Annotated in this window: 11 protein-coding genes; 9 read left to right on the top strand and 2 right to left on the bottom strand. The window is 56.3% G+C overall.

Going from position 1 to position 19,197, the window contains the following annotated elements; all coding sequences use genetic code 11:
- The first annotated feature begins 223 nt into the window (after positions 1 to 223).
- From glgB to glgP, 5 genes are read left to right on the top strand one after another with little or no spacing between them, the layout of a single operon-like run.
- Entirely contained in the window at positions 224 to 2,410 is a 2,187-nt protein-coding gene (gene glgB / locus QLG09_RS03330) for a 1,4-alpha-glucan branching enzyme (RefSeq protein ID WP_020884557.1), read from the top strand.
- Positions 2,407 to 4,380: a glycogen debranching protein GlgX gene (glgX, locus tag QLG09_RS03325; protein WP_282488730.1), complete on the top strand. Its 1,974-nt coding sequence runs from the start codon at positions 2,407 to 2,409 to the stop codon at positions 4,378 to 4,380. Before glgB ends, glgX begins: the two co-directional genes overlap by 4 nt.
- A gap of 17 nt (positions 4,381 to 4,397) precedes the next feature.
- Positions 4,398 to 5,693 carry a glucose-1-phosphate adenylyltransferase gene (gene glgC / locus QLG09_RS03320; protein ID WP_020884559.1) on the top strand — a complete coding sequence of 432 codons (1,296 nt, stop codon included), beginning with the start codon at positions 4,398 to 4,400 and terminating at the stop codon, positions 5,691 to 5,693.
- Positions 5,693 to 7,126, top strand: a complete 1,434-nt coding sequence (glgA, locus tag QLG09_RS03315; protein ID WP_014171982.1) for a glycogen synthase GlgA — start codon at positions 5,693 to 5,695, stop codon at positions 7,124 to 7,126. The genes glgC and glgA overlap by 1 nt, the downstream gene beginning before the upstream one ends.
- 18 nt (positions 7,127 to 7,144) lie before the next feature.
- A complete protein-coding gene (glgP, locus tag QLG09_RS03310) occupies positions 7,145 to 9,592 on the top strand; it encodes a glycogen phosphorylase (protein ID WP_014171981.1) in 2,448 nt (815 codons plus the stop codon).
- Positions 9,593 to 9,679: 87 nt separating this feature from the next.
- Here the strand turns inward: glgP and glpD are convergent, their stop codons facing one another.
- Complete coding sequence (glpD, locus tag QLG09_RS03305; RefSeq protein WP_025202849.1) at positions 9,680 to 11,188, bottom strand: glycerol-3-phosphate dehydrogenase; 1,509 nt, start codon at positions 11,186 to 11,188, stop codon at positions 9,680 to 9,682.
- Between the two features lie 252 nt (positions 11,189 to 11,440).
- Here glpD and glpE point away from each other — a divergent pair, with 252 nt between their 5' ends.
- The 3 genes from glpE to QLG09_RS03290 are packed head-to-tail and all read left to right on the top strand — an operon-like array spanning position 11,441 to position 13,426.
- Entirely contained in the window at positions 11,441 to 11,773 is a 333-nt protein-coding gene (gene glpE, locus QLG09_RS03300; RefSeq protein WP_020884562.1) for a thiosulfate sulfurtransferase GlpE, read from the top strand.
- A gap of 47 nt (positions 11,774 to 11,820) precedes the next feature.
- Positions 11,821 to 12,651: a rhomboid family intramembrane serine protease GlpG gene (glpG, locus tag QLG09_RS03295; protein ID WP_032679123.1), complete on the top strand. Its 831-nt coding sequence runs from the start codon at positions 11,821 to 11,823 to the stop codon at positions 12,649 to 12,651.
- 16 nt (positions 12,652 to 12,667) lie between these two features.
- A complete protein-coding gene (locus tag QLG09_RS03290) occupies positions 12,668 to 13,426 on the top strand; it encodes a DeoR/GlpR family transcriptional regulator (protein ID WP_008503060.1) in 759 nt (252 codons plus the stop codon).
- A gap of 84 nt (positions 13,427 to 13,510) precedes the next feature.
- On the opposite strand, the gene malT is transcribed toward QLG09_RS03290, so the two are convergent.
- On the bottom strand, positions 13,511 to 16,216 hold the full coding sequence (gene malT, locus QLG09_RS03285) for an HTH-type transcriptional regulator MalT (RefSeq protein ID WP_032679122.1): 2,706 nt from the start codon (positions 16,214 to 16,216) through the stop codon (positions 13,511 to 13,513).
- 585 nt (positions 16,217 to 16,801) lie between these two features.
- Between malT and malP the strand changes: the two genes are divergently transcribed.
- Positions 16,802 to 19,195, top strand: a complete 2,394-nt coding sequence (gene malP, locus QLG09_RS03280; protein WP_025202851.1) for a maltodextrin phosphorylase — start codon at positions 16,802 to 16,804, stop codon at positions 19,193 to 19,195.
- Positions 19,196 to 19,197: the final 2 nt, after the last annotated feature.

Here is a 19,197-nt window from a genome sequence, read left to right as displayed (position 1 = left end):
TAAACCCCGGGGGGTGATTTTCACCCCCTTTTCCGCGTACTACATGGAGTAAAACGCATATGTCTTATTTTTTATCAGGAGTCATTTAGAGCGTTGGCTATGCTTTAAGGAAGAGTTATTTCTTACCTGAGGTTAGGACGGGGCTGAGAGGATGCCCGTTCAGGTCACATTAAAGTCGTCCCAGGCGCTAAAAAAGGACGACATAAAAAACAGGATGAATACCATGTCCGATCGTGTGGATAGAGACGTGATTAATGCGCTTATTGCGGGTCATTTTGCCGACCCCTTTTCCGTACTGGGGATGCACCGTACCGAGGCCGGGCTGGAAGTCCGGGCACTGTTACCGGATGCCACAGAAGTGTGGGTTATCGAACCCAAAACCGGCCGCAAGGTCGGCAATCTGGAATGCCTCGATTCTCGTGGCTTCTTTTCGGGCGTAATGCCCCGTCGTAAAAACCCTTTTCGTTATCAGCTTGCCGTTATCTGGCATGGTCAGCAAAATCTCATCGATGATCCCTACAGCTTTGGGCCTCTTTTACAGGAGATGGACGCGTGGCTGCTGTCTGAAGGTACCCACCTGCGACCTTATGAAACGCTGGGTGCCCATGCCGATACGATGGATGGCATCACCGGCACGCGGTTTGCCGTGTGGGCGCCTAACGCCCAGCGAGTCTCCGTTGTTGGCCAGTTCAACTACTGGGATGGCCGTCGTCACCCGATGCGTCTGCGCCGTGAAAGCGGTATCTGGGAGCTGTTTATCCCCGGCGCGCACAACGGCCAGCTGTATAAATTCGAGATGATCGATGCGCACGGCAAGCTGCGTATTAAGTCCGACCCGTACGCCTTCGAAGCGCAGATGCGTCCGGAAACCGCGTCAATGATTTGCGGCCTGCCGGAGAAAGTTGTCCAGAGTGAAGAACGCAAGCAGGCCAACCGCTTTGATGCGCCAATCTCCGTCTATGAAGTGCATCTCGGTTCCTGGCGTCGCCATACCGATAACAACTTCTGGCTCAGCTACCGGGAGCTTGCTGACCAGCTGGTTCCGTACGCGAAATGGATGGGCTTTACCCACCTTGAGCTGCTGCCAATTAATGAACACCCGTTCGACGGAAGCTGGGGTTATCAGCCGACCGGGATGTATGCCCCGACGCGTCGCTTCGGCACGCGCGATGACTTCCGCTATTTTATCAATGCCGCGCACGCCGCCGGGTTAAACGTGATCCTCGACTGGGTGCCGGGCCATTTCCCGTCCGATGATTTTAGTCTTTCAGAGTTTGACGGCACTAAGCTGTACGAGCACAGCGACCCGCGCGAAGGCTATCACCAGGACTGGAACACGCTGATCTACAACTACGGTCGTCGTGAAGTGGCAAACTACCTCGTGGGCAATGCGCTGTACTGGATTGAGCGCTTTGGCATTGATGCCCTGCGCGTTGATGCCGTGGCGTCGATGATCTACCGCGACTACAGCCGCAAAGAAGGCGAGTGGATCCCGAACGAGTATGGCGGCCGTGAAAACCTGGAAGCGATTGAGTTTCTGCGCAACACCAACCGTATTATCGGCGAGCAGGTAGAAGGTGCGGTGACGATGGCGGAAGAGTCCACCGACTTCCCTGGCGTCTCCCGTCCACCGTCAACCGGCGGACTGGGGTTCTGGTACAAATGGAACCTGGGGTGGATGCACGACACGCTCGACTACATGAAGCTGGATCCCGTCTACCGTCAGTATCACCATGACAAACTCACCTTCGGGCTGCTCTACAACTACACCGAGAACTTCATGCTGCCGCTGTCGCATGACGAAGTGGTGCATGGCAAAAAATCCATTCTCGACCGCATGCCGGGCGATGCATGGCAGAAGTTCGCCAACCTGCGTGCCTACTACGGCTGGATGTTCGCCTTCCCGGGTAAAAAACTGCTGTTTATGGGCAATGAGTTCGCCCAGGGGCGCGAGTGGAACCACGACACCAGCCTCGACTGGCATCTGCTGGAAGGGGGCGACAACTGGCACCACGGCGTACAGCGTCTGGTGCGGGACCTTAACCTGACCTACCGTCACCACAAAGCCCTGCATGAGCTTGATTTTGACCCGTACGGTTTCGAGTGGCTGGTGGTGGATGACCATGAGCGCTCGGTGTTTGTCTTTGTGCGACGGGATAAAGCCGGCAACGAAATTATCGTCGCCAGCAACTTTACCCCTGTACCGCGCCATCATTATCGCTTCGGGATTAATCAGGCCGGCAAGTGGCGTGAAATCCTGAATACCGATTCCACGCACTACCACGGCAGCAATGCCGGTAACGGTGGTCTGGTGCAAAGCGATGCCATTGAAAGCCACGGGCGACCGAATTCCCTGAGCCTTACGCTACCGCCGCTCAGCACCATCTGGCTGATCCGGGAGGGGGAATGACCCAGCTTACGGCAGGTAAACCCGAACCGCTCGGGGCACGTTTTGATGGAAAGGGGGTGAATTTCACGCTCTTTTCTGCCCATGCGGAGCGGGTTGAACTGTGCGTATTTGACGGCGAGGGTAATGAACATCGTTACGACCTGCCGTCTCGCACAGGAGATACCTGGCACGGCTACCTGGCCGGGGGACGGCCAGGAATGCACTACGGCTATCGCGTACACGGCCCGTGGGCACCTGCGCAGGGGCACTGGTTTAACCCGGCGAAGCTGCTGATCGATCCGTGTGCGCACCGCGTGGATGGCGAGTTTAAAGACGACCCTATTTTCCATGTCGGCTACGGTGAACCCGACCACCGCGACAGCGCCCCCGTGGCGCCTAAAAGCGTGGTGGTGAACGATCTCTACGACTGGGAAGACGATGCCCCGCCGCGCACGCCGTGGGGCAACACCGTTATCTACGAGGCGCATGTCAAAGGGCTGACGTATCTGCATCCGTCAATCCCGAAAGAGATGTGCGGCACCTACAAGGCGCTCGGTCATCCGACCATGATTGCCTACCTCAAGCACCTCGGGATCACGGCCCTGGAGCTGTTGCCCGTCGCGCATTTTGCCAGTGAACCTCGTCTGCAGCGGCTGGGGCTCAGTAACTACTGGGGCTACAACCCGCTGGCAATGTTTGCGCTCGAACCCCGCTATGCCGCTCATCCGGACAAGGCGCGGGACGAGTTTCGTGATGCGGTAAAGGCGCTTCATGCGGCAGGCATTGAGGTCATTCTGGACGTGGTACTGAACCACAGTGCGGAAAGCGATCTCGATGGACCGACGCTCTCCATGCGCGGAATTGATAACCGTAGCTATTATTGGATCAGGGACGATGGCGATTACTTCAACTGGACCGGTTGCGGTAACACGCTCAATCTCAGCCACCCGGCGGTCATGCATTTCGCGTATGAATGCCTGAAGTACTGGGTGGACACGTTCCACGTCGACGGTTTTCGTTTTGATCTGGCACCCGTTATGGGGCGTACGCCGGCCTTCAGCCAGCAGGCGCCGCTGTTTGAAGCGATCAAAAACTGTCCGGTGCTGTCACAGGTGAAGCTCATTGCCGAGCCGTGGGACATCGGTGAAGGGGGTTATCAGGTCGGGAATTTCCCGCCCCTGTTTGCCGAGTGGAACGATCACTATCGCGATGCCGCGCGCCGCTTCTGGCTGGAACGGAATCTGTCGCTGGGGGAGTTCGCCGGACGCTTTGCCGGGTCCAGCGATCTTTTTAAGCGCGATGGCAAACGACCGTCTGCGACGATCAACCTGCTGACGGCGCACGACGGTTTTACGCTCCGGGACTGCGTTTGTTTCAATCAGAAACACAATGAAGCGAACGGCGAGGAGAATCGCGATGGCACTAACAATAACCATAGCTTCAATCATGGTATAGAAGGGTTAGGCGGAAGCCTTGATGTTATCGAGCGGCGACGCGCCAGCGTGCATGCGCTGCTGACAACGCTGTTATTGTCGCAGGGCACGCCGATGCTGCTGGCAGGCGATGAACATGGTCACAGTCAGCATGGTAACAACAATGCGTATTGCCAGGACAACACGTTGACCTGGCTCGACTGGGGTGAAGCGAACAGCGGGTTGATTCACTTTACCGCTGCGCTGATCCATCTTCGCCAGCAAATTCCCGCGCTCACCGCCGATCGCTGGTGGGAAGAGGGCGACGGTAATGTCCGCTGGCTGAATCAAGACGCGCAACCCTTAAGCGCGCAAGAGTGGCAACACGGCGTACCACGCCTGCAAATCCTGCTTTCGGAGAGGTGGCTGGTCACGCTGAACGCGACGGATGACGTCGCTGAGATTGTTTTACCTGACGGGGAATGGCGCGCTGTTCCCCCATTTGCCGGAGCGGATAATCCGGTAGTAATGGCTGTCTGGCACGGGCCTGCGCACGGAGTGTGCGTATTCCAAAGATGATAAAAAAGGAGTTAGTCATGGTTAGATTAGAGAAGAACGATCCCTTAATGTTGGCACGCCAGCTACCATTAAAAACTGTTGCCCTGATACTCGCAGGCGGGCGTGGTACTCGTCTGAAAGATTTGACCATCAAACGCGCCAAACCTGCCGTCCACTTTGGTGGTAAGTTCCGTATTATCGACTTTGCGCTCTCCAACTGCCTGAACTCAGGCATTCGCCGCATTGGCGTCATTACGCAGTATCAGTCGCATACTCTGGTGCAGCACATCCAGCGCGGCTGGTCATTCTTCAGTGAAGAGATGAATGAGTTTGTTGATCTTCTGCCTGCCCAGCAGCGCGTTCACGGTGAGAACTGGTATCGCGGGACGGCGGATGCGGTGACGCAAAACCTCGACATTATTCGCCGTTATAACGCGGAATACATCGTGATCCTCGCGGGCGATCATATCTACAAGCAAGACTACTCCCACATGCTGATCGACCACGTCGAAAAAGGGGCGCGTTGCACCGTGGCATGCCTGCCCGTGCCTGTTGCTGAGGCGACGGCATTTGGGGTGATGCACGTCGACGCCGACGACAAGATTATCGATTTTGTCGAAAAACCGGCGAACCCACCGACAATGCCGGGGGACGATACCAAATCGCTCGCCAGCATGGGGATCTATGTCTTTGATGCCGATTATCTTTACGCGCTGCTGGAAGAAGACGACAAAGACGAAAACTCCAGCCACGACTTCGGTAAAGATATCATTCCGAAAATTACCAAAGCTGGCATGGCGTATGCACATCCCTTCCCGTTGTCCTGCGTGCAGTCTGATCCGAATGCTGAACCTTACTGGCGCGACGTCGGAACGCTGGAGGCCTACTGGAAGGCAAACCTCGATCTCGCGTCGGTGACGCCTGAACTGGATATGTACGACCAGAACTGGCCAATCCGTACCCACATGGAATCGCTGCCGCCGGCGAAATTCGTTCAGGACCGCTCCGGCAGTCACGGCATGACGCTGAACTCGCTGGTGTCCGGCGGATGCATTATCTCGGGGTCGGTGGTGGTGCAGTCGGTGCTGTTCCCCCGCGTGCGCGTGAACTCATTCTGTAATATCGATTCGGCGGTGCTGCTGCCGGATGTCTGGGTCGGACGCTCATGCCGTCTGCGCCGTTGCGTTATCGACCGTGCCTGCGTCATACCTGAAGGCATGGTGATTGGTGAAAATGCGGAAGAAGACGCGCGTCGTTTCTACCGTTCGGAAGAGGGGATCGTGTTAGTAACACGGGAAATGTTGCGGAAGCTGCAGGTCAAACAGGAGCGATAATGCAGGTTTTACATGTATGTTCTGAGATGTTCCCGTTGTTAAAAACGGGCGGTCTGGCGGATGTTCTTGGCGCATTGCCTGCGGCGCAAATCGCCGGGGGTGTAGATACCCGAGTTCTGTTGCCCGCTTTTCCGGATATCCGGCGTGGTATTCCAGATGCAAAGGTTGTCACTCGTCGTGAAACCTTCGCCGGACGCATCACCCTGCTGTTTGGACATTACAATGGCGTAGGCATTTACCTGATTGATGCGCCGCATTTATACGATCGACCGGGTAGCCCGTATCACGATACGAACCTGTTCGCCTATACCGACAACGTGCTGCGTTTCGCACTGCTCGGCTGGGTCGGTGCTGAAATGGCAACCGGGCTGGATCCGTTCTGGCGCCCGAATGTGGTACACGCTCACGACTGGCACGCCGGGCTTGCACCGGCGTATCTGGCGGCGCGCGGCCACCCGGCGAAATCGGTCTTTACCGTTCACAACCTGGCGTATCAGGGCATGTACTATGCCCATCACATGAATGACATCGATCTGCCATGGTCGTTCTATAACATGCACGGGCTGGAGTTTAACGGGCAGATTTCGTTCCTGAAAGCCGGCATCTACTACGCCGATCACATTACGGCCGTGAGCCCGACCTACGCCCGGGAAATTACCCAGCCGGAGTTTGGTAACGGTCTGGAAGGGCTGCTGCGACAGCGCCATCGTGAGGGCCGCCTGTCGGGGATCCTCAACGGCGTTGATGAGCAGATCTGGAATCCGGAGACCGATCTTCTGCTGGCGGCACGCTATGGCCGCGATTCCGTGGAAGACAAAGCGGAAAACAAACGCCAGCTGCAGATTGCGATGGGGCTGAAGGTGAACGATAAAGTGCCGCTGTTCGCCGTCGTCAGCCGTCTGACCAGCCAGAAAGGGCTGGATTTAGTGCTGGAGGCGCTGCCGGGCTTACTGGAGCAGGGGGGACAACTGGCGCTGCTCGGTGCCGGCGACCCGGTGCTGCAGGAAGGTTTCCTTGCGGCAGCGGCGGAACACCCCGGGCAGGTAGGGGTGCAGATTGGCTATCACGAAGCGTTTTCGCACCGGATTATGGGCGGTGCTGACGTCATTCTGGTGCCGAGCCGTTTCGAACCGTGTGGCCTGACGCAGCTTTATGGCCTGAAATACGGCACGCTGCCGCTGGTACGTCGTACCGGCGGGCTGGCGGATACCGTATCGGACAGTTCTCTGGAAAACCTTGCGGACGGTATCGCCAGCGGGTTTGTCTTTGAGGACAGTAATGCCTGGTCGCTGCTGCGGGCGATTCGGCGTGCTTTCGTCTTGTGGTCCCGTCCATCTCTGTGGCGTTACGTTCAGCGTCAGGCGATGTCCCTGGACTTTGGCTGGCACGTTGCGGCGCAGTCATACCGCGACCTTTATCAACGCTTGATGTAACGAGGCGAAGTTACTGATATGAATGCTCCTTTTAGCTATTCTTCACCCACGCTCAGCGTTGAGGCGTTAAAGCACTCTATCGCCTATAAGCTGATGTTCACCATCGGGAAAGACCCGGTCATCGCCAACAAACACGAGTGGCTGAACGCCACGCTGTTTGCCGTGCGTGACCGCTTAGTGGAACGCTGGCTGCGCTCTAACCGCGCCCAGCTCTCGCAGGAAACGCGGCAGGTTTATTACCTGTCGATGGAATTTTTGATTGGCCGCACGCTGTCCAATGCGCTGTTGTCGCTCGGTATCTATGACGACGTCAAAACCGCACTGGAAGAGATGGGGTTAGATTTAGAAGAGCTGATTGACGAAGAGAACGACCCGGGCCTCGGTAACGGCGGCCTGGGGCGCCTGGCCGCCTGTTTCCTGGACTCGCTGGCGACGCTGGCCCTGCCGGGCCGCGGCTACGGGATTCGCTACGACTACGGCATGTTCAAGCAGAACATCGTGGAAGGCCGACAGAAAGAGTCTCCGGACTACTGGCTTGAGTACGGTAACCCGTGGGAATTCAAACGACACAACACGCGCTACAAAGTGCGCTTTGGTGGCCGTATTCAGCAGGAAGGGAAAAAATCCCGCTGGGTTGAGACGGAAGAGATCCTGGCCGTGGCCTATGACCAGATTATCCCCGGCTACGACACCGATGCCACCAACACCCTGCGCCTGTGGAGCGCCCAGGCCAGTAGCGAAATCAACCTCGGTAAATTCAACCAGGGCGACTATTTTGCGGCGGTGGAAGATAAAAACCACTCTGAAAACGTCTCCCGCGTGCTCTATCCGGATGACTCGACCTATTCCGGACGCGAACTGCGTCTGCGTCAGGAGTATTTCCTTGTGTCCGCGACGATTCAGGACATCCTGAGCCGTCACTATCAGCTGCACAAAACCTACAGTAACCTGGCGGAAAAAACCGCGATTCACCTCAACGATACCCACCCGGTGCTTTCGATCCCCGAGCTTATGCGTCTGCTGATCGACGAGCACAAGTTCAGCTGGGATGATGCGTTTGAAGTGACCTGCCAGGTCTTCTCGTACACCAACCACACCCTGATGAGCGAAGCGCTGGAAACCTGGCCGGTCGACATGCTCGGTAAAATTTTGCCGCGCCATCTGCAGATTATCTTTGAGATTAACGACTACTTCCTGAAGACGCTGCAGGAGCAGTATCCGAACGATACTGGCCTGCTGAGCCGGGCCTCAATCATTGATGAATCCAACGGTCGCCGCGTGCGTATGGCCTGGCTGGCGGTGGTGATCAGCCACAAGGTGAACGGGGTTTCCGGACTGCACTCGAACCTGATGGTGCAGTCGCTGTTTGCTGATTTCGCGAAGATCTTCCCGACGCGTTTTTGCAACGTGACGAACGGTGTTACCCCGCGTCGCTGGCTGGCGCTGGCTAACCAGCCGCTCTCCGACGTCCTGGACGAACATATTGGCCGCACCTGGCGTACCGATTTGAGTCAGCTGGGCGAGCTTGAACAGCACCTGGATTTCCCGGCGGTGAACAAAGCCGTGCGTGAAGCCAAGCTTCTGAACAAGAAGCGGCTGTCGGTGTATCTTGCGCTGCACCTGAACGTGGTGGCCAACCCGAAAGCGTTGTTTGATGTGCAAATCAAGCGTATCCATGAGTACAAGCGACAGCTTATGAACGTGCTGCACGTGATCACGCACTACAATCGCATCAAAGCCGACCCAACGGCCGACTGGGTGCCACGGGTGAAAATCTTTGCCGGTAAGGCGGCGTCGGCATACTACATGGCGAAGCACATTATTCATCTCATCAATGATGTGGCGAAGGTGGTCAACAACGATCCGGATATCGGTGACAAGCTGAAGGTGGTCTTTGTCCCGAACTACAGTGTGAGTCTGGCGCAGCTGATCATTCCGGCGGCGGACCTGTCTGAGCAGATTTCCACGGCCGGTACGGAAGCCTCCGGCACCAGTAATATGAAGTTTGCCCTGAATGGCGCACTGACCATCGGTACGCTGGATGGCGCGAACGTTGAGATGCTGGAGCATGTCGGGGCAGAAAATATCTTTATCTTCGGTAACACGACGGAGGAGGTGGAGGCGCTTCGCAGGAAGGGCTACTCGCCGCGCGAGTACTATGAAGAAGATGAAGAGCTGCGCCAGGTGTTGACGCAAATCGCCACCGGCGTGTTTAACCCTGAAGAGCCGAGCCGCTATCGCGATCTGGTCGATTCACTGATTAACTTTGGTGACCACTATCAGGTGCTGGCGGATTACCGCAGCTATGTCGACTGCCAGGACAACGTGGACGAGTTGTACCGTCAGCAGGAGAAGTGGACCAGCGCCGCGATGCATAACATCGCCAATATGGGCTATTTCTCATCAGACCGTACTATCAAAGAATATGCTGAAACTATCTGGCATATCGATCCCGTGCGGTTATAAAAAAACAGAGCCGGGTGGCGGCTTCGCCTGACCCGGCTTATGCGATCTGCAGGCCCGGGAAGCGTAACGCCACCGGGCTTTTTTACATCACGATGCTAATGACAGCTCACGCTTTCCCGCGTTCTGCGCCAGCCACTGAGCCACGCGCGACTGCTGCTCGGCATCCAGCCACATCCCTTCTTTGGTACGACGCCAGATGGCATCATCCAGGCGGCGCACCCACTCGTTCTCAACCAGATAGCGCAGTTCGGCTTCGTAGAGTTCGTGACCGAAATGTTCACCCAGGTCGGCAAGCGTTTTGGCTTCACCCAGGATCCATTCCGTATTACTGCCGTAGGTACGGGCGTAGTGACGCGCCATCCCTTCGGTGATGAACGGGTAGCGACGGCGCAGTTTCGCGGCATAATCATCGCGGTTATCCCCGATATCGCCGCCAGGCAATACGGCACCTTTAGTCCAGGCCGGGCCAATGCCTTTGTAGTACGGCACCAGTTTTTCCAGCGCGTGTTCTGCCAGCTTACGATAGGTAGTGAGCTTGCCGCCAAAGACCGACAGCAGCGGTGCCTGGCCGTCCACGTCATGAATATCCAGCGTATAGTCGCGGGTGATGGCCTGCGGTGAGTCCGATTCGTCATCACACAGCGGACGCACGCCGGAGTAGGTCCAGACCACGTCATCGCGTGCCAGCTGTTTTTTGAAGTGCGCGTTATACACTTTCAGCAGGTAGCTGACTTCACTTTCGTCGATCTCGACATTTTTCGGATCGCCTTTGTACTCCACGTCGGTGGTGCCGATGATGGAGAACTCATCCATCCACGGGATCACAAACACGATACGTTTATCTTCGTTTTGCAGGATATAGGCCTGCTTCTGGGTATGCACGCGTGGCACGACAATGTGGCTGCCTTTGATCAGGCGGATGCCGTACGGCGAAGGCAGGTGCATTCCCTCATCAAAGAACTGTTTCACCCACGGACCGGTGGCGTTTACCAGGCCGCGCGCTTTCCAGCTGAACTTCTCGCCGGTATCCACGTCTTCCGCTTCAACAATCCACAGGCCGTTTTCACGACGGGCAGCCGTGGCGCGGGTGCGGGTTTTCACCTCGCCGCCCTTTTTCACCACCATCTGCGCATTGGCAAGGACCAGACGCGCATCGTCTACCCAGCAGTCGGAATATTCGAATCCGCGCACGATTTCAGGTTTAAGGACCGATTCTGAGCCAAAACGCAAACCGGTCGATCCTGGCAGGCTGGTACGTTTGCCCAGATGATCGTACATAAACAGACCGATTCGAATCATCCACGCCGGACGCAGATGCGGGCGGTGGGGCAGGCGAAAGCGCATCGGAATCGCCAGATGCGGGGCCATTTTCAGCAGCACTTCACGTTCGGCCAGGGCTTCGCTGACCAGGCGGAATTCGTAGTGTTCCAGGTAGCGCAGGCCACCGTGGATCAGTTTGGAGCTGGCGGACGAGGTCGCGCAGGCGAGATCGTTAGCTTCCAGCATCAGCACGGATAAACCGCGTCCTGCAGCATCGGCCGCAATCCCGGCACCGTTGATGCCACCGCCTATCACAATCAGATCTTTGGTTTCCATAACACCCTCACGCACTTTCGTTAAAGCTCAGAAATGTTCGATATCGCTCATAATAGCAAAGGAACGCGCTTTTGGTAACATCAAAAAAACAATTTAGAGTGATATGGATAACATAATGGCGTTTACCCGCCGCCAGGACGTACACTACGGGGTAAAATAGTGCCGCTTGATGCCCTCGCCCATCCTTCTCACTTCAGGAGAGAGTGGGGGTGAGAGGAAGCGCACCACACCTGAATATAAGATGAGAGCACCATGGATCAGTTTGAATGTATTAACGTAGAAGAAGCCCATCAGAAAATGCACCAGGGAACGGCTGTGCTGGTGGACATCCGCGATCCGCAGAGCTTTGCGATGGGCCACACGCCAGGCGCGTTCCACCTGACCAACGACTCCCTGGGCGCGTTTATGCGCGATAACGACTTCGACACGCCGGTGATGGTCATGTGCTACCACGGCAACAGCAGTAAAGGTGCAGCGCAGTACCTGCTTCAGCAGGGCTACGATGCGGTTTACAGCGTTGATGGCGGCTTCGATGCCTGGCATCGTCATTTCCCGGCAGAAGTTGAATACGCGTTTGAGCGCTGATACCGCTATACTGTCCCCTTTTGTGTGGAAATAAGCGACGGCTGCCCATGTTGATGATCACCTCTTTTACCAACCCGCGCGTCGCCCAGGCGTTTGTCGACTATATGGCGACGCAGGGCGTTATTCTGACCATCCAGCAACATCATCAGACCGATGTGTGGCTGGCCGACGAGAGCCAGGCCGCGAGGGTAAATGAGGAGCTGGCGCGGTTCCTTGAGAACCCCGGCGACCCGCGCTATCTGGCCGCAAGCTGGCAATCAGGCCAGACGGGCAGCGGGCTGCACTATCGTCGTTTTCCCTTCTTTGCCACCGTGCGCGAACGCGCGGGTCCGTTTACGCTGCTGCTGATGGCGGCCTGCATTATCGTGTTCATTATGATGAACGTGGTCGGCGACCAGAGCGTCATGATCGCCCTGGCATGGCCCTATGACCCTTCACTGGACGTTGACGTCTGGCGCTATTTTACCCACGCGCTGATGCACTTCTCGGTGATGCATATTCTCTTTAACCTGCTGTGGTGGTGGTACCTCGGCGGTGCCGTCGAGAAGCGTCTTGGCAGCGGGAAGCTGATTGTGATCACCGTCATCAGTGCCCTGTTGAGTGGCTATGTGCAGCACAAATTCAGCGGCCCGTGGTTTGGCGGATTATCAGGTGTTGTGTATGCCCTGATGGGCTATGTCTGGCTCAGAGGTGAGCGCGATCCTGAAAGTGGCATCTATCTGCAACGCGGGTTAATAACCTTTGCGTTAATATGGCTAATTGCCGGATGGTTTGATCTGTTTGGTATGTCTATCGCCAATGGTGCACACGTCACCGGGCTGGCCGTTGGGCTGGCGATGGCGTTTGCCGACACGCTCCATGCGCGAAAACGAACATAATTCTCAGGGATAATTGATGAAACAAACACAACGTCATGACGCCATTATCGAACTGGTTAAAAAACAGGGATATGTCAGCACCGAAGAACTGGTCGAGCAGTTTGCCGTCAGCCCGCAGACCATTCGTCGTGACCTGAACGACCTTGCCGATCAAAACCGTATTCTGCGCCACCACGGCGGGGCGGCGCTGCCGTCCAGCTCGGTCAACACCTCATGGCATGACCGTAAAGCCACGCAAACGGCGGAGAAAGAGCGCATTGCGCGGAAAGTCGCCAGCCAGATCCCTAACGGGGCGACGCTGTTTATTGATATCGGCACCACGCCGGAAGCGGTCGCCCATGCGCTGCTGGATCATGAAAACCTGCGCGTTGTGACCAATAACCTGAATGTCGCGAATACCCTGATGCAGAAAGACGATTTCCGCATCATTCTTGCGGGCGGCGAGTTACGCAGCCGCGACGGCGGCATCATCGGTGAAGCGACGCTCGACTTTATCTCTCAGTTCCGTCTCGATTTCGGCATTCTCGGGATCAGCGGTATCGACAGCGATGGCTCCCTGCTGGAGTTTGATTATCATGAAGTCCGCACCAAGCGCGCGATTATTGAGAATTCACGCCACGTTATGCTCGTGGTGGACCACTCCAAGTTTGGCCGTAACGCGATGGTGAATATGGGCAGCATCAGCATGGTTGATGCGGTTTATACCGACGTGATGCCGCCGGCAGGCGTGATGCAGGTGATTAAGGATAATAATCTGCAGCTGGAACTGTGCTGACGTAAAAGCAAAACGGCAACCGAAGGTTGCCGTTTTTAGTTTCTGCAAAACAGGCCCGGGTGAGGGCACCCACGCGCACCGGAATTACACGCCGTACCCCATCATCTTCAGCAGCTGCTGTGCATGCTGCACCGCATCCTGACGATGGGCGACGCCAAGCTTCTGATAGAGATTGCGGATATGGGTTTTGATGGTCGTCGCCGCCACCGCCAGTTCACCGGCGATCTGCTCGTTGCTGTAGCCTGAGTAGATCAGCCCCAGCACCTGCCATTCGCGCTGAGTGAGCGGGCTGGTGCGGATCAGTTCCGGTACTTCCGGATGGTTCAGCAGACGTTCCACGAAGTTCTCATCAAAGTGCGCAAACTTATGGCGATGGTGCTGGTTAATCTCGCGCAGAATACGCTGGGCACGATGCTGATCCAGCTCTGGCAGCGTATTGAGTTGAATCAACTGTCGCAGCTGCTGGGCCATCACTTCACCTTCAATGACAAAGTGGCTGATAAACCCGGTGCGGTTCGCCAGCTGCAGCGCTTCCAGCAGGACGCGCTGGGCATCGTTTTTGCGGCCCGCCTGCCAGTAAAGCTGGTTCAGCAGAAGCAGGTTGCGGTTGAGATCGCTCATCAGACGCAGGCTGCGGGCGTTTTCATTAAGCTCTTCCAGCACGATTTCGGCAGGGTCTAATTCACCGAGCAGGATCTGGACGCGGGCAATGTTGCGCCACTGGCTCTGCAGGAAGTGGTTGTTGGCAAATTCCGGTTTAGGGGTCTGACGTAACCAGTTGGCGGCGGATTTTTTGTCGCCGGTCATCTGCCAGTAAATCACCCGCACCTTATCGGCGTTGGACACCCAGTCGCTATGGTACTGACCGTTACCGAGCAGGTTTTCCAGACGGTTAAGGTGGTTGCGGGCGTTATCGAGATCGCCACGCGCCAGCGAGCACTGGACCAGCAGCGCCAGACACTGCAATTGCTGCTGTGGCTGGAAGCTGGAGAGAACGTCCACACCCTGACGGGCGCAGCTTTCCGCTTCATCCAGACGCGACCATGCCCAAAGGAGCTGTGCACGAATGCGCAGCAGGAACTCATGCATCGGCAGCTGTTCCAGATGCTGCTCACGAATCAGCTGGAAGGCCTTTTCCTGATTTTCCCAGGCGGCCTGCAGGAACCCCTGCGCAAACAAAATTTCACTTTGCTGGATCAGGCTCCACAGCGCGTAATGCCAGACATCGTGGCGGCGGGCCATCTGTTCAGTTTGTTGCATGAGCGAAAGGGAGCGCGTCAGCTCGCCTTTGCAGTGCAGAACTTCACCGTGTACCGAGGTGGCCACAATACGGCTGTAGAAATTGGCCAGCGGCAGTTCATCCAGCGCAACCATCGCCAGGCGCTCTGCCTCTTCCGGATCACCGTCGTTAATCGCCACCTGCGCTCGCAGGGCGTTGAATTCGCCGTGCAGGGTGGCATCCATATCGCTTTCCATCTCCTGCTCGGCACGTGCCAGCAGGGTATTTACTTCACTGTAGCGATGCTGGCTCTGCATCAGCCAGGCCTGCAGCAGCACCAGGCGCGGATTCTCCAGCAGGCTCTCCCACGGCAGGGCTTTCAGTGACTCTTCAAGCAGCGTCAGCTCGCTGTGGTTAAACAAGCCCCATGCGTGGTTAAGGAGGATATCGCGCAGCATGCCGGCATCACCGGCGGCAAGCGCGTGGTGAATCGCCTCGCTCGGGAAACCTTGCGCCATCCAGCTTTCGGCGGCGGCGCGATGGATTTCCGGCAGTTCCGTCGCAAGCTCCCACTGACAGCGCTGGCGCAGGAAGCTGCCGAACAGTGGGTGATAGCTGAACCACTCGCCGGGATCGTCCATTCGGGTCAGGAACAGGCCCTGGCGTTCAATCTCTTCCAGCTGCAGTTGACCGTTTTCACAGCCGGTCACGCGCACGATCAGCGCGTCGTTCATGGAACGCAGCAGAGAACTTTTGAGCAGGAAATTTCGGGTCGACGGATCAACGCTGTTCAGCACTTCGTCGACGAGATAATCAGAAAGATGGCTCGCGTTAATCCCCGCCAGGCGACGCGCAGACTGGTGCGTCGGGCTGTTATTTTGCCGGGCAGAGAGAGCAATCAGCTGCAGCGCCGTCGCCCAGCCGGCGACATCATCACACAGGCGGCTGCTTTCGGAGGCCTCAATTGGCGAGTTCAGTCGACAGTCAAAAAACTGTTTGGCTTCCTGATGGGTAAAGGCCAGCTGCTGGCTGCCGACTTCCAGCAGCTGATCGCGCACGCGCAGGTTGGCGATGCCCAGTTGCGGCAGGTTACGCGACAGCACGACCAGGGTCAGGTTTTCCGGCTGATGACGCAGGAAGAAACGCATCGATTCATGGATAACCGGGTTAGTGATGAGATGATAATCATCAATCACCACGTACAGCGGGCGATGCCATTCGGCCAGTTCGATAAACAGCTGCGAGAAAAGGGAAGACAGGCTGGCGTACTGGCGCTTTTGCACCATGACCTCACTGGCGACGCAGTGTCCGTTGGTTGCCTGCTGAATGGCGGCAATCAGATAGCTGGCAAAACGCTCTTGCTGGTTATCGCCCTCATCAAGGGAGTACCAGCCAAGGTCGCTCTTACCTGCGGCCCATTGCGAAATGAGCGTTGTTTTTCCATAACCTGCAGGGCTCGTAACCAGCGCCAGTCGGAAATTATGCGCGCCGGAAAGTTTAGCCAGCAGACGCTCGCGGACCACTGTATGGTCAAGACGAACCGGGCGACTTAATTTAGACGGAATCAACATAGTTTTCACTTCACTGTGGGGAACGAGAGAATTTATTTTTTTTGCGCTTCGTAATTAATAGCTATAAGGTCGGCCAGAAAGAGAACTATTGCAAGTTATGTCTGGGTTTTGTGGCTCTGAATTTGCACTCTGTCACAAAACATTCAGGCGAGTACCGGAACTTTTCCAGAATGGCTTTAACACCGCGTCAGCGCTGGCTTGTCCCAGTGTCACACGGTTACGCTGAAACTGGTTTCAGAAAGGTATAGTGACGTCAAATTTAATAAAGTTCGGGTAAAGTTGAGTGAGATTAATAATCCCCTTAGGTAAGGCCCCATTGCAGAAATATTATTCTGCGTAAGTAATCATTTCGGCGCGGATTAATTTCATCCGAAACTGTATTTCATTTTTTTGACATTCTCCCCGGTTATCTTTTTTTCTTCCTGGCACACTCACACTATGCTCTCAGAGTGGCCTTGATCACACTTTTATGCTCATCCCCGCTACTCCTCCCTGCCTAATCCCCTGCGGGATGAGGAAGAGGCGAAATGAGCCTGGCACACTAGCGCCAACATGTGTTTTCTCTCTACAGGATGCCAATTCCCTATGTCACAGCCTACCTTTAACAAAGCTCAATTCCAGGCTGCCCTGACGCGTCAGTGGCAGCGTTTTGGCCTTCACGCTGCAAACGAGATGACGCCTCACCAGTGGTGGCAGGCAGTGAGCGGTGCGCTCGCGGAGCAGCTGGATGCTCAACCGTTGGCAAAACCGGCGAAAGACCAGCGCCACGTTAACTACATCTCAATGGAGTTCCTGATTGGCCGTCTGACAGGTAACAACCTGTTGAACCTCGGCTGGTATCAGGAGGTGGGTGATGTGCTGAAAGAGCATGACATTAACCTGACCGACCTGCTGGAAGAAGAGATTGACCCGGCGCTGGGTAACGGTGGTCTGGGACGTCTGGCGGCCTGTTTCCTTGACTCGATGGCCACCGTGGGTCAGTCGGCCATTGGCTACGGTCTGAACTACCAGTACGGCCTGTTCCGTCAGTCGTTTGCTGATGGTCATCAGATGGAAGCGCCGGATGACTGGCACCGCAATACTTACCCCTGGTTCCGCCACAATGCACAGCTTGATGTGCAGGTGGGCATTGGTGGTAAAGTCACGAAGCAGGGGCTGTGGGAGCCTGCGTTTACCCTGACCGGCGAAGCCTGGGATCTGCCGGTGCTGGGCTACCGTAACGGCGTGGCGCAACCGCTGCGTCTGTGGCAGGCAAAGCATGCTCATCCCTTCAACCTGACCAAATTCAACGACGGCGATTTCCTGCGTGCCGAGCAGCAGGGGATCGACGCCGAGAAACTGACCAAAGTCCTTTACCCGAACGACAACCATCTGGCGGGCAAGAAACTGCGTCTGATGCAGCAGTACTTCCAGTGTGCCTGTTCCATTGCGGATATTCTGCGTCGTCATCACCTGGCGGGCCGCAAGCTGGCGCAGCTGCCGGACTTCGAAGTGATCCAGCTTAACGATACACACCCGACGATTGCGATTCCTGAACTGCTGCGCGTGCTGATTGACGAGCACCAGCTGAGCTGGGATGACGCGTGGGCGATCACCAGCCGTACGTTTGCCTATACCAACCACACCCTGATGCCTGAAGCGCTGGAGTGCTGGGATGAGAAGCTGGTGAAAGCCCTGCTGCCGCGTCATATGCAGATCATCAACAAGATTAACGACGCGTTTAAAAAGCAAGTGGATAAAACCTGGCCGGGCGACAAAGCGGTGTGGGCGAAGCTGGCTGTGGTACATGACAAACAGGTGCGCATGGCGAACATGTGCGTGGTGAGCGGTTTTGCGGTGAACGGTGTGGCGGCGCTGCACTCGGATCTGGTGGTGAAAGACCTGTTCCCGGAATACCACCAGCTGTGGCCGACCAAATTCCATAACGTGACCAACGGCATCACGCCGCGTCGCTGGATTAAGCAGTGCAACCCGCTGCTGGCCGGCCTGCTGGACAAAACCCTGAAGAAAGAATGGGCCAACGATCTGGACCAGCTTATCAATCTGGAAAAGTATGCCGACGACGCGGCATTCCGCGAGCAGTACCGCGCCATTAAGCTCGAAAACAAAGTGCGTCTGGCGCATTTTGTCAAAGCGCGTACCGGGATTGAGATCAACCCGAACGCCATTTTCGATATTCAGATCAAACGCCTGCATGAGTACAAACGCCAGCACCTGAACCTGCTGCACATTCTGGCGCTGTATAAAGAGATCCGCGAGAACCCGCAGGCTGACCGCGTACCGCGCGTGTTCCTGTTTGGGGCGAAAGCCGCACCGGGCTACTACCTGGCGAAAAACATTATCCTCGCCATTAATAAAGTGGCCGCGGCCATCAATAACGATCCGAAAGTGGGTGACAAGCTGAAGGTGGTGTTCCTGCCGGACTACTGCGTCTCTGCAGCTGAGATGCTGATCCCGGCGGCGGATATCTCCGAGCAGATCTCCACGGCAGGGAAAGAAGCTTCCGGTACCGGCAACATGAAGCTGGCGCTGAACGGTGCGCTGACCGTCGGTACGCTCGACGGCGCGAACGTCGAGATCGCCGAAAAGGTGGGGGAAGAGAACATCTTTATCTTCGGCCATACCGTCGAAGAAGTGAAAGCCCTCAAAGCCAAAGGTTACGACCCGGTGAAATGGCGTAAGAAAGACAAAGTTCTTGATGCGGTTCTGAAAGAGCTGGAAAGCGGTAAGTACAGCGATGGCGATAAACATGCCTTTGACCAGATGCTGCACAGCATGGACAAACACGGCGGTGACCCGTATCTGGTCATGGCGGACTTTACGGCCTATGTGGACGCGCAAAAACAGGTCGATGTGCTGTATCGCGACCAGGAAGCGTGGACCCGGGCGTGCATTCTGAACACCGCCCGCTGCGGGATGTTCAGTTCTGACCGCTCAATCCGTGATTATCAGGCTCGTATCTGGCAGGCAAAACGCTAAGG

This window comes from Enterobacter sp. V89_11, from assembly GCF_029967775.1.
Lineage (GTDB): Bacteria > Pseudomonadota > Gammaproteobacteria > Enterobacterales > Enterobacteriaceae > Enterobacter > Enterobacter ludwigii.
The sequence above is the reverse complement of the archived record's forward strand: the minus strand, read 5'-3'. Positions and strand labels throughout refer to the sequence as shown.

Coding starts and splice junctions, on each gene's coding strand:
- glgB (WP_020884557.1), top strand. CDS start 224: ATGTCCGATCGTGTGGATAGAGACGTGATTAATGCGCTTATTGCGGGT.
- glgX (WP_282488730.1), top strand. CDS start 2,407: ATGACCCAGCTTACGGCAGGTAAACCCGAACCGCTCGGGGCACGTTTT.
- glgC (WP_020884559.1), top strand. CDS start 4,398: ATGGTTAGATTAGAGAAGAACGATCCCTTAATGTTGGCACGCCAGCTA.
- glgA (WP_014171982.1), top strand. CDS start 5,693: ATGCAGGTTTTACATGTATGTTCTGAGATGTTCCCGTTGTTAAAAACG.
- glgP (WP_014171981.1), top strand. CDS start 7,145: ATGAATGCTCCTTTTAGCTATTCTTCACCCACGCTCAGCGTTGAGGCG.
- glpD (WP_025202849.1), bottom strand. CDS start 11,188: ATGGAAACCAAAGATCTGATTGTGATAGGCGGTGGCATCAACGGTGCC.
- glpE (WP_020884562.1), top strand. CDS start 11,441: ATGGATCAGTTTGAATGTATTAACGTAGAAGAAGCCCATCAGAAAATG.
- glpG (WP_032679123.1), top strand. CDS start 11,821: ATGTTGATGATCACCTCTTTTACCAACCCGCGCGTCGCCCAGGCGTTT.
- QLG09_RS03290 (WP_008503060.1), top strand. CDS start 12,668: ATGAAACAAACACAACGTCATGACGCCATTATCGAACTGGTTAAAAAA.
- malT (WP_032679122.1), bottom strand. CDS start 16,216: ATGTTGATTCCGTCTAAATTAAGTCGCCCGGTTCGTCTTGACCATACA.
- malP (WP_025202851.1), top strand. CDS start 16,802: ATGTCACAGCCTACCTTTAACAAAGCTCAATTCCAGGCTGCCCTGACG.